The 11,557-nt window shown below is 54.2% G+C and carries 9 protein-coding genes; 3 read left to right on the top strand and 6 right to left on the bottom strand.

The window, feature by feature from the left end; genetic code table 11:
• Positions 1–245: 245 nt before the first annotated feature.
• The 6 genes from CIK87_RS03430 to CIK87_RS14260 form a co-directional block, all read right to left on the bottom strand.
• Positions 246–1,517 (bottom strand): hypothetical protein, encoded by a 1,272-nt coding sequence (locus CIK87_RS03430; protein WP_144008089.1) that lies wholly within the window; start codon positions 1,515–1,517, stop codon positions 246–248.
• 57 nt (positions 1,518–1,574) lie between these two features.
• Complete coding sequence (locus tag CIK87_RS14265; protein ID WP_158214739.1) at positions 1,575–1,715, bottom strand: hypothetical protein; 141 nt, start codon at positions 1,713–1,715, stop codon at positions 1,575–1,577.
• Positions 1,716–1,925: 210 nt separating this feature from the next.
• Positions 1,926–2,186: a hypothetical protein gene (locus CIK87_RS03425; protein WP_094385480.1), complete on the bottom strand. Its 261-nt coding sequence runs from the start codon at positions 2,184–2,186 to the stop codon at positions 1,926–1,928.
• A gap of 41 nt (positions 2,187–2,227) precedes the next feature.
• Positions 2,228–4,219, bottom strand: a complete 1,992-nt coding sequence (locus tag CIK87_RS03420) for a glucosamine-6-phosphate deaminase (protein ID WP_094385478.1) — start codon at positions 4,217–4,219, stop codon at positions 2,228–2,230.
• 23 nt (positions 4,220–4,242) lie between these two features.
• A complete protein-coding gene (gene nagB, locus CIK87_RS03415; protein WP_094385475.1) occupies positions 4,243–5,034 on the bottom strand; it encodes a glucosamine-6-phosphate deaminase in 792 nt (263 codons plus the stop codon).
• A gap of 890 nt (positions 5,035–5,924) precedes the next feature.
• Entirely contained in the window at positions 5,925–6,098 is a 174-nt protein-coding gene (locus tag CIK87_RS14260) for a hypothetical protein (protein ID WP_158216192.1), read from the bottom strand.
• A 112-nt stretch (positions 6,099–6,210) separates the two neighbouring features.
• On the opposite strand from CIK87_RS14260, the gene CIK87_RS03410 reads away from it, so the two are divergent.
• The 3 genes from CIK87_RS03410 (at position 6,211) to CIK87_RS03400 (ending at position 11,462) form a co-directional block, all read left to right on the top strand.
• Positions 6,211–8,178, top strand: coding sequence for a sialate O-acetylesterase (locus CIK87_RS03410; protein WP_094385487.1), 1,968 nt, complete (start codon positions 6,211–6,213; stop codon positions 8,176–8,178).
• A gap of 164 nt (positions 8,179–8,342) precedes the next feature.
• Positions 8,343–9,590, top strand: coding sequence for a GTPase HflX (gene hflX, locus CIK87_RS03405; protein WP_094385473.1), 1,248 nt, complete (start codon positions 8,343–8,345; stop codon positions 9,588–9,590).
• 24 nt (positions 9,591–9,614) lie between these two features.
• Positions 9,615–11,462, top strand: a complete 1,848-nt coding sequence (locus CIK87_RS03400) for a DUF4954 family protein (protein WP_094385471.1) — start codon at positions 9,615–9,617, stop codon at positions 11,460–11,462.
• Positions 11,463–11,557: the final 95 nt, after the last annotated feature.

Raw genomic sequence — 11,557 nt, 5'->3', positions numbered from 1 at the left:
CCACAAGCCCCATCCCGGCCTTCCCCAAGGGGAAGGAGTGCACCACAACCTCCTCAAACACAACGGGAATAGAACTCCCTCCCCTTGTGGAGGGCTGGGGTGGGGCTTTAGCTGCTCGCGATGACTGTACCAGGGCACAATGCATCAACAAACGAGACAGCCCGAGACACGGCGCTACTGCACCTGCCTCGGGCTGCTATTCTATTTTTTTTCAGCGACTAACGCGCTGTAGAGCGGGTCCTCATTTATCTGAGTACGGGGCGTAACGGATACTTGTCTTTTGTTTCATCAGCACGGTCAACAAGATAAGTGTACAAACCCGGACCATCAGCATACCATAGAGATAATATCCTGCGGTATTTGCTGCTTGCATCCTTATAGGATGTCCAATAATTACTTTCACCAGATAATATATCATGTTTTTCGCCAACTACTGGCAAGAATATGCTGTTACGAGTATATCCTGGCTGAACTCCTGTAAATTTGAAGCCAAATTCATTATTCTCTTGCAAATACAAATACTCTACTTTCACAGTAGTGGTCGTAAATGAATTACCTCCTTCAGTTGAAGAACCTACAAGACCATTCATCTCATCCTTGGTAGGCACTCTCCAATTGTCCCCCCAGAATTTATTTTTAACGGCATCAGTCCATTTCATTGTTTCAGCCACATTCTGCGTAGCAAACTTAGGACCGCCTGCCCACAGCTGTACCCAATCGACATCAAGTGTGTCAAGTGTTTCAAGTGTTTCACCCTTGATAGTTGCTTTAGCCGTTCCGCGCACTGGGCCGGTGGTCACGGTGTAGTACTTGCCGGCTGTGAGACCTTTATCCTTGGTGGCCCTGACCAGGGTTCCGCCATTGTAGATGGCAATCTTCACTCCTGCGGGTACTGCGATGTAATAGGTGCCGGGCTCGCTCGCGGTGAGCAGTGTTACCTTGCTTTCGCTGGTCACCACATCAAATCCGGCTTCATTACTCTTAGCTGTGAGTCCAGACACCCACTTCTCTCCAGTTTTAACATTGATGTCGCAAGTGGTGCTGTTGCCATCTACCTTGACAATGCGCAGGATGGCTACCTGGGGCTTGAGGGCGATGGTGAGACCATCGGCGCCGGTGGTGGCAGACGCGGTCTTGCCAGCACAGGCATAGTAGTTGGCTACGCCAGCCAAATCACCTGTCTGTCCTGCAAGATTGACAGTGTTGCCAGGGAAATAGGCGTACCAGTCGGCAGCCGCAGTAGTGGTCTGTGCATTGGTAGAGGTGAAAGTCTCACCCTGCTTGGTAAATGTATAATAAGATTCGACCTGAGAGTTGGTCACATTGAGCATGTCGTTGACGGCAAAACTGAACTTATAGGTGCCTTTCTCGCCTTCATCCATGGTGGCTCGCGAAGCGGGCTGTTCTACAGTGGCGTTGAGGGTCATGCCCTGGGTGGCACCGCCGAAATCGTCGTTGCTGCAACCGGTCATCATCATCGCTGTAGCAGCTATCAAAAACAATAATGTCTTCTTCATTTTCCTTAATTCTTAGTTCTTGTCTGTTGTATTGTTGCCTATGGAGCATGGGTCTACTTATTCCCACACATCTTCTTCATCACCGCTTGTGACGTCACCTTGTACTGTGATGTTTCCAGTGCCACTTCCTGCGAGGATAGCGAGGGGCTGTACGGCGAAGACAGTGGTCGCCGGCTTAATGTAATGTTGCTTGTTCATCTTGTTGAAATTCTATTTAGTTGTTATATATATATTCATGTATAGCGGCAGTGGTCTCTCCATCTCCCCCATCGAGGACATGGCAAACTGCGACATAGATATAGGTAATAGTGGTGGAAAGTGAGGTTCCTGCGGCATGCCCATGCGCCATACGATTATGGTCGAAGCCTTGCAGAGGAGCTCTACAGCCATCCAGCCGGTAGGTTTGATTCAGATGGATTTGAAAATCAGATTTGCAAAGGTAGTGATAAAGGCTGGAATAATGGCCGGTTTTTCATTTTTTAACACCATAAACACGTTAACTATCATGCCATAAGGGGCCATTGGCATCGCCGCGCGCCCATAGACCCTTACCCCGACGGAAGCTGTGCTGACGGCGAGAGCAGCGACCACGGGCTTCGCCATCGGCGGCAAGGGCGCTGCCGAGAGGGCACAAAAAAGCAGCCTCTGCTGCCCGAGCCTGTGGCCCATGACAGAAAGGCTGCCTCTATGTTAAGTTAATGTGCTTGCAGTTAAAGTGGCTTGTACTCTACGAATGCCTCCATAGCCTCGTAGCATGCCAGTCCGAGCGAGTCGTAGAGAGCTGCAGTGGCGCGGTTGCGGTCTTCGGCACGCTGCCAGAACAGGCGCTCGTCGTTGCCCAGGAAGGGAGCGCTCTCCATCTGTGAAGAGTGCTTGAGGATGGAGTTGCGCTTGGCGCGGAGTTCCTCGGGGCTCATGGGCACGCACATCTCGATGTTCTCGATTTCCCATTCAGCCCACGCACCACGGTACATCCAGATGCGGCAGTCCTTGAGCCACTCGGCACCGGCGTTCTTCTCCTCATCGATAGCTGCAAAGACGGCGTCGGTACACTTGCGGTGGGTACCGTGGGGGTCTGCCAGGTCGCCGGCAACGAATATCTCGTGGGGCTGAACCTTGCGGAGCAGTTCGCGTACAATCTCAACATCCTTCTCGGTCATGGGGAGCTTCTCTATCTTGCCACTCTCATAGAACGGAAGGTCAAGGAAGTGGACATGGTCGAGAGGTATATTGTTGTAAGTACATGCTGTACGGGCTTCACCACGGCGGATAAGACCCTTGATGGTACGTACCTCGGGAGTATCTACATCGCCCTCCTTCTTGTTCTTGAGTGTCTTCTTGATGTCCTTGTACATCTTGGTGATGACCTCGTCCTTGCTGTCCATGAAGAGCTGGTTGTAACCATTGACGAAGTGCATGAAGCGTGTCACCTCCTCGTCGCCCACGGCAATGTTGCCACTGGTCTCATAGGCTACATGCAGGTCGTGACCCTGCTTGACGAGGCGCTGGATGGTGCCACCCATAGAGATGACGTCGTCGTCGGGATGGGGCGAGAAGACAATGACGCGCTTGGGGAATGGCTTGGCGCGCTCGGGGCGATAGGTATCGTCGGCGTCGGGCTTGCCACCGGGCCATCCGGTGATAGTGTGCTGCAGGTCATTGAATATCTTAATGTTGGCATTGTAAGCCGAACCATAGAGGGCGAGCAGTTCGGAGAGTCCGTTCTCATTGTAGTCCTTGTTGGTGAGCTTGAGAATGGGCTTGCCGGTAATCTGGCAGAGCCATACGAGGGCAGCGCGGGTGAGCTTGTCGGTCCACTTGCAGCTGGCTACCAACCAGGGATGGATGATGCGGGTGAGCTTGCCAGCGGCGGGAAGGTCGATGACCACATGGGCATCGTTGTGGGTCTGGAGGAACGATGCGGGAATGGAGTCGCTAATCTTGCCTTCGACCATGCTGCGCACAATCTCTGCCTTCTCCTCTCCCCATGCGGTGATAAACACCTTGCGGGCAGCCAGGATGTCGGCGATACCCAGGGTGACAGAGCATGGAGGCACAGGCTCCTGAGAGCCGAAGCTCAGCGTCATCTCCTCGCGGCTGATGGCGTCGATGAGGATGAGGCGGGCCTGAGAAGTGAGGGTAGAGCCGGGCTCGTTGGTAGCGATGTTACCCATACGGCCTACGCCGAGCAGCATCACATCGATGCCGCCAAAGGTCTGGATGCGCTGTTCATAGAGGCGGCACTGGCTCTGCACGTCTTCCTGGGCGATGGTACCGTCGAGGGTATAGACATTCTGCTCGGGAATGTCGATGTGGCTCAGCAGACGCTGGCGGAGCTGGCTGATGGTGCTGTGCTGGCTGTCGGCAGCGAGGGGGAAAAACTCATAGGCGTTGAAGATAACCACGTTCTTGAAGCTGACGAGCTTCTTCTCGTAGCGGTCTATCAACTCGTTGAATACGGGGGTCAGCGACTGGCCTGTACCCACACCTAAGACACAATACTTGCCGAGCAATTCCTTGGCCTTGATTTCGGCCACGATGGCATCGGCTATCTTCTGCGCACCTTCATCCACCGTGGGATAGATGTCGGTGAGGATGTGTTCGTCGCGTGTAATCTCGGAGCGCTCTACGGCCGTCTTGGGGTTATAAAACTCTTCGGGAACTGTGTTGAATACAATCTGCGAACTTAAGTTAAGTCTCATTGTCTTATCAGTTATTGAAGTTCTTATAAATTATCTTTCTCGATATCCTTGAAGTACTTGTAAGTACCCACCTTGAGCTCCTCGGTGGCAGCCTCATCGGCTACGATGATGGCATGGGGATGCTGCTGCAGGGCGCTGATGGTCCAGGCCTGGGTCACGGGACCTTCGACAGCTGCCTGGAGGGCGCGCGACTTGTGGTGGCCATTGACGAGAATCATCACCTCGCGGGCTGACAGCACAGTGCCTACGCCTACGGTGAGGGCGTGCTTGGGCACCTTGTTGACATCATTGTCGAAGAATCGGCTGTTGGCGATGATGGTATCTGTAGTAAGTGTCTTGATGCGTGTGCGTGATGAGAGTGAAGAGAAAGGCTCATTGAAAGCGATGTGGCCGTCAGGTCCGATACCGCCAAGGAACAGGTCGATACCGCCTGCTTCCTCTATCATCTGCTCGTAGTGGGCACACTCGGCGTCGAGGTCTTCGGCGTTGCCATTGAGAATGTGGATATTCTCGGCGGGGCAGTCGATGTGGTCGAAGAGGTTGCGACGCATGAACGAGTGGTAACTCTCGGGATGGCTCTCGGGCAGTCCTACATACTCATCCATATTGAATGTGATGACGTGCTTGAAGCTGACTTTGCCAGCCTTGTAGGCTTCTACGAGGCAGCGATACATACCCTCGGGCGAAGAACCCGTAGGCAATCCCAACACAAAAGGTTTCTCCGCAGTAGGGGCAGCGGCGTTGATACGTTCAACGACATGATTGGCAGCCCACTGAGACAGCTGCGCATAGTCGGATTCGATAATTAATCTCATTGCTCTGATGTTTAAGTTATATTCTATTTGAATTACAAAGTTACACATTATTAATAATAAAAAGGACAAAAAACGGATAAAAAACATCCCCGCGGCGTTTTTTGTTGGTTAACCCTGCCACCATGAGCATTACCACGACCATAGAGCAGACCGCGGGCGGCACGGGCAGCAGTCCGGGTTATACGGAGAGCAGGGTTATACGGAGAGCAGGGAGAAGAGCACAATTTGCTTTTTGTGTTCGTATCATCACCTTATGGTTTTTATTATGTCCTGCGGCAGGTATCGCCTTCATACGCTATGGATATGTAGCAATAAGGAGCGACAAAAAGATTTGTGGCTTTTCAGGGCTTTGCCCTTTGCGTCTGTGTGTGTCGTGTAATATCTCGAGAGCGAGCTCTCGGCTATTCCCCGCCACCCCCATCCGCGCCTGCCCGACGGCAGGCTGAAAAGCCGCAAATACAAAAAGCCGCCTTTGGCGGTAAAAAAAGTCCGGCTGCGCCGGTACAAAAAAATGATAACCTTATTTCCTATCCGTAGCGGTATATAAACTGAATAACACAAGCTGCTATTCCTGCAGTGGTAACGCCTTCGGCTAATCGCAACTCTTTCAGAGTAGCTAAGTAGGGTGGGTTTCTTACCCAGGGTTGAGGCGCTGCGCTCCTCAACCCTGGGCTATGTAATCCCAACTCCTACAGAGTGGACAAGGGTGCGTCTTGTCCCCCACAGGCCCCATCCTAACCTTCCCCACGGGGAAGGAAAAAAGCCCAAATGATGTCCATATTCCAATCTTTTTCAAGGAACGGAGCGCAATCATAACCCCTAAAGCACAGCGAGAATGAATTCCCGCCCCTTGGGGAGGGTTAGGGAGGGGCTTACAATCAGTTGTTTTTTTACCGCCAACGGCGGACTTTTTGAACGGCCAAAGGCCGCTTTTTTACCGTGGCAGCTGTTGTCGCCATGCAGCGCATGGCGTTGGGGATGGTGGCGACGACAAGGAGGAAAACTCGTTTTCCGACTGACGCCACCGCCACCCCCAAAAAGGCGAAGCCGACAACAGCCGCCATGGCTTTTTGTATCTCAACCCCGCAATAATTGACAAAAACGGGCTGTATGTCAGATTATATGGCTATCTTTGCAGCAGATCGCAATACAGTTGACTTAAACAATACAATTATCATGAAACAAAGAAGGACAATATTAGTAATGTTATGCCTGATGCTTGTCACGGGCGTAACGGCAAAGCTGAAGTTGCCGGCAGTGATAACCGACCACATGGTGATACAGGCCGGCGAGGCAGTAAACGTATGGGGCTGGGCCGACAAGGGTCAGAAGGTGACGGTGACGATAGACAACCACCGCACCACCGTGCGCACGGCGAAAGACGGCACATGGCGCGCCGTGCTGCCGGCGATGAACTATGGCGGGCCCTACACCATGACCGTGACCACAGGGAAGGAGAGCCTGACCGTAAGCGACATCCTTGTGGGCGAGGTATGGGTGGCGAGCGGCCAGTCCAACATGGAGTTCCGACTGTGCAGCGCCGACAACGCCGAGGAGGCTGCGCTCTCTGCCCACAACAGCGGCATCAGAGTGTTCACGGTGGAACGCACGATGGCAAAGACTCCCCAAGCCGACGTCGTGGGCAGCTGGACGGTATCGACACCCGAGACGGTGGGCGACTTCACCGCCGTGGGCTACCTCTTTGCCCGCGAACTCGCCAAGCGGCTCAACTGCGCCGTGGGCATCATCAACACCTCGTGGGGAGGCACCGATATCGAGACCTGGATGAGTCCCAAGGCGATAGAGTCGTTCCCCAAATACAACCCGCTGGTAGAAGAGATGCGCACCGCCGACCTCGACGCCCAGGCCAAGCGTTGGCAGGTGCTCAAAGCCAAGTTTGACAAGGCCGTAAGGGAAGAGTGTGGCGAGCGCGATGGCTGGTATCGCACCGACTTTGACAAGAGCGACTGGCAGAGACTTGAAGTACCGGGACTGTGGACCATCGACACGCTCGCCAAGATGGACGGCGTGGTATGGACCACCACCCAGTTTGATGTGCCCGAAGAGTTGACCGGCAAGGAGGCCACCCTCTACATGGGCATGATAGACGATGACGACGTGACCTGGGTCAACGGCCAGCGCATAGGCGAAACCAAGGGATTTACCGTCAAGCGCACCTACACCATACCTGCTGGCGTGCTCAAGGCAGGCAAGAACGAGCTGACCGTGAAAATCATCGACGACCACGGTGGCGGCGGTTGCTACGGCCCGCGCTATCTCTACTTCATCCGCGTGGGCAGCCAGCGCATTCCCATCCTCAAGCATCCGTGGAAATACCGCATCTCTGCCGTCAAAGACCTCGAAGGCTTCGTGCCCGACAATCCCAACAAGTATCCCTCGCGTCTCTACAACGCTATGGTTGCCCCCATCTGCCGTTATGGCATCAAGGGCGTCATCTGGTATCAGGGCGAGAACAATGCCAACCGTGCCCAGGAGTACTACCGCCTCTTCCCTGCCATGATCAACGACTGGAGAGAGCAGTGGAAGCGGCCTGAGATGCCGTTCTATTGGGTTCAGCTGGCCAATTTCATGAAGCCTGTCGACACACCGGCGGAGAGCAGCTGGGCCACGTTGCGCGATGCGCAGAACGCCACGCTCAGCCTGCCTCATACGGGTCAGGCGGTAATCATCGATGTGGGTGAGGCCGACGACGTGCATCCCAAGGACAAGCAGACCGTGGCCAACCGTCTGTCGCTCATGGCGCTCAACCATGAGTATGGCATGCACGATGTCTATTGCGACAGTCCCCAGCCCGTAAGAGCCGAGCGTACTGCCGACGGCAACATACTGCTCACCCTCCGCAACGAAGCCGAGACGCTCGTCTGTCACGACCGCTACGGCTATGCTTGCGGTTTCGCCGTGGCAGGTGCCGATGGTGTCTACCGCTGGGCCAAGGGCGAAGTGGTGGCGCCCAACCAGGTAAGGCTAACCACCCCCAAGGGCGTCGTGCCGATGATGGTAAGATATGCCTGGGGCGACAACCCCGACGACGCCAACCTCTACAACTCAGCCGGGCTGCCCACCACCCCATTCCAAATCAAGGTGGAGCCTGCCAAGGTCAAGGCAGAGCCCGCCAAGCCATAAACTACCACGACCGTATAACCCTTGCCGCACATATCTTTCATCCGCGGCAAGGGTTATACCGTCTTTATCACTGGCAGAATAGGTCCCGATGGTAAAAAAAGGGACAATTCTCTTTGTATTGTTTTCGGTTTTCACTACCTTTGTCCACATATTATATATTATAGATGAAAGAATTTGTAATTTCAGAGGTAAAAGCAGAGACTGCTATACTGGTGGGACTCATCACCAAAGACCAGGACGAAGAGAAGACGACAGAATACTTAGACGAATTGGAGTTTCTGGCCGATACGGCTGGAGCGGTGACCGTAAAGCGGTTTACCCAGAAAGTGAACGGCCCCAATACGGTGACCTACGTGGGCAAGGGTAAACTGGAAGAAATCAAGCAGTATATAGAAGACGAAGAAGACAACGACCGGGAAATCGGTATGGTTATCTTCGATGACGAGCTGTCTGCCAAGCAGATGCGCAACATCGAGAACGAGCTCAAGGTGAAGATACTGGACCGCACGAGCCTCATCCTCGATATCTTTGCCATGCGCGCACAGACCGCCAACGCCAAGACTCAGGTCGAACTGGCGCAATATCGTTACATGCTGCCTCGTCTGCAGCGCCTCTGGACCCACCTTGAGCGTCAGGGTGGTGGCTCTGGTTCGGGCGGTGGCAAGGGAAGCGTGGGACTGCGCGGCCCTGGTGAGACCCAGCTCGAGATGGACCGCCGTATCATCCTGCAGCGCATCACGCTGCTCAAGCAGAGACTGCTGGAAATAGACAAGCAGAAGACTACACAGCGCAAGAACCGCGGCCGCATGGTGCGCGTGGCGCTCGTGGGCTATACCAACGTGGGCAAGTCGACCATCATGAACCTCCTGGCCAAGAGCGAGGTATTCGCCGAGAACAAGCTCTTTGCCACCCTCGACACCACGGTGCGCAAGGTGGTGATAGACAATCTCCCCTTCCTGCTCGCCGATACCGTAGGATTTATCCGCAAGCTGCCCACCGACCTGGTAGACTCCTTCAAGTCGACCCTCGACGAGGTGCGCGAAGCCGACCTGCTGGTCCACGTGGTAGACATCTCCCACCCCGACTTCGAGGAGCAGATAGAGGTGGTCAACCAGACCCTCAAGGACCTCGACTCCGCCGACAAGCCCATGGTGCTTGTCTTCAACAAGATAGACAATTACCACTGGGTCGAGAAGGAGGCTGACGACCTCTCCCCGATGACCCGCGAAAACATTACGCTCGACGAGCTGCGCCGTACGTGGATGGCCAAAATGAGCGACAACTGTATCTTCATCTCTGCCCGTGAGCGAGAGAACATAGACCACTTCCGCGATGTGCTTTATCGCAAAATCCGCGAGCTCCATGTTCAGAAATATCCCTACAACGACTTTTTATATCCATCTGAAGAATAAGTATAACTTTTTTATCCATGAACTATGCAGCGACTATTAAGCGAACAGGAGATTAATATCCTGGAACTCAATGGCTGCCAGGCTGAAGACTGGACTGCCGTAAGCGTGAGCGAAGATTTCACGCCCGACTATCTGCGCAACGTGATGTTCTACGGCGACGTCAGCCTTGGCGTCTTCGAGCGTACCATTGAGGTGACCCCCGGCTTCAGCAAGCACTCGGGCATACGCAATGCCACCCTGCGCAATGTGACTATCGGCGACAACTGTCTGATAGAGAACATAGGCAACTACATCAACAACTACACCATCGGAGCCAACTGCTACATCTCCAACGTCTGTGTGATGGAGACCATCGAGGGCGCCACCTTCGGCCAGGGCAACGTGGTGTCGGTGCTCAACGAGGTGGGCGAAGGCAACATCATGATGTTCGGACTCCTGAACAGCCAGTTTGCCGCCTTCATGGTCAAGCACCACAGCGACCATCACCTGCGCGACACCATCTATCGGCTCATACGCGAGGAAATCAACTGCACCATGCCCGACCGTGGCACCATCGGCGAGAGAGTCAAGATTGTCAACACCAAGGAAATCATCAACTCGGTGATAGGGCCCGACTGCGAGATAAGCGGTGCCTCGCGACTCAGCGACTGCACCCTGCAGAGCGTAGGACAGCCCGTCTATATCGGCACAGGTGTAATCTGTGAAAACTCCATCATCTCCGACGGCTCGTCGGTCATCAACTCGGTCAAGATGCAAGACTGCTTTGTGGGCGAAGCCTGCAAGATAAGCAACGGATTTACCGCCTCGCAGAGCATCTTCTTCGCCAATTCATATATGAGCAACGGTGAAGCCTGCGCCGCCTTCTGCGGACCCTTTACCGCCTCACACCACAAGAGTTCGTTGCTCATCGGCGGGCAGTTCTCTTTCTATAACGCTGGTTCTGCCACCAACTTCTCCAACCATGCCTACAAGATGGGCCCCATGCACTATGGCATACTCGAGCGAGGTGCCAAGACAGCCAGCGGAGCCTATATCCTGATGCCCGCCAAGATAGGCACGTTCTCCGTGTGCTTCGGCAAACTGATGTATCATCCCGATACGCGTTGCATACCGTTCTCCTACCTCATTGCCTATGGCGACACGATGTATCTCTCGCCCGGACGCAACCTCACCACGGTAGGTCTGTATCGCGACATACGCAAGTGGCCCAAGCGCGACATACGTCCGCTGAGCAAGCACCGCAGCATCGTCAACTTCGACTGGCTCTCGCCCTTCTCCGTCAACGAGGTCATACAGGGCAAAGCCATCCTGGAGCGGCTGCGCGAGGCATCGGGCGACAACGTGTCGACCTACAACTACCACGAGTATGTCATCAACGCCTCGTCGCTGCGCATGGGCATCAGCCACTACGACATGGCGCTGCGCATCTATATGGGTGCCGTGGTCAAGCGTGTGCTCAAGCGCTACGGAGCCGTAGAGCCACCCGCATCGACCATAGGCGAAGGTGCCTGGAGCGACCTCTCCGGACTCTTGCTGCCCGAGAGCGAGGAACAGCGGCTTATCGAGCAGATTAAGGACGGCACCCTCGACGACGTGCAGAGCATCATCGACGAGTTTGTGGCCATCGACGGCCGTTACCGCGACTATCAGTGGGCGTGGACTTACAGACTTATACTCGATTATTACCACATAGACCACATCACCCAAGCCGACATAGACCGCATACATACCGACTATGTAGAGGCGCGCCGTATGTGGATAAGCGAGATACGCAAGGACGCTGAGAAGGAGTTCAATATGGGCGACGTGGAGCGCGAGGTCTTCGACGACTTCATCAATCTGCTCGACCACGAGATAGACTACGAGAACTGACGCCACTGTCAAAAAGTATGTTAAAATCGTCACAATTCCAGCCGTTCATGCGTCTATTATAATAATAGGTAACAATATTATCATCAAATATCAAT

The sequence above is a fragment of the Prevotella sp. P5-64 genome (assembly GCF_002251285.1).
In the GTDB taxonomy this organism is placed as follows: Bacteria; Bacteroidota; Bacteroidia; order Bacteroidales; family Bacteroidaceae; genus Prevotella.
Note: the sequence above shows the minus strand (reverse complement) of the source record. Positions and strands in the feature narration are given on the sequence as shown.

Bases quoted from the DNA above. Each gene is read 5' to 3' on its own strand.
- CIK87_RS03400 (WP_094385471.1), top strand. From the start codon at position 9,615: ATGCAGCGACTATTAAGCGAACAGGAGATTAATATCCTGGAACTCAAT.
- CIK87_RS14260 (WP_158216192.1), bottom strand. From the start codon at position 6,098: ATGGCGGCTGTTGTCGGCTTCGCCTTTTTGGGGGTGGCGGTGGCGTCA.
- CIK87_RS03430 (WP_144008089.1), bottom strand. From the start codon at position 1,517: ATGAAGAAGACATTATTGTTTTTGATAGCTGCTACAGCGATGATGATG.
- CIK87_RS03425 (WP_094385480.1), bottom strand. From the start codon at position 2,186: ATGGGCCACAGGCTCGGGCAGCAGAGGCTGCTTTTTTGTGCCCTCTCG.
- hflX (WP_094385473.1), top strand. From the start codon at position 8,343: ATGAAAGAATTTGTAATTTCAGAGGTAAAAGCAGAGACTGCTATACTG.
- CIK87_RS03420 (WP_094385478.1), bottom strand. From the start codon at position 4,219: ATGAGACTTAACTTAAGTTCGCAGATTGTATTCAACACAGTTCCCGAA.
- CIK87_RS03410 (WP_094385487.1), top strand. From the start codon at position 6,211: ATGAAACAAAGAAGGACAATATTAGTAATGTTATGCCTGATGCTTGTC.
- nagB (WP_094385475.1), bottom strand. From the start codon at position 5,034: ATGAGATTAATTATCGAATCCGACTATGCGCAGCTGTCTCAGTGGGCT.
- CIK87_RS14265 (WP_158214739.1), bottom strand. From the start codon at position 1,715: ATGAACAAGCAACATTACATTAAGCCGGCGACCACTGTCTTCGCCGTA.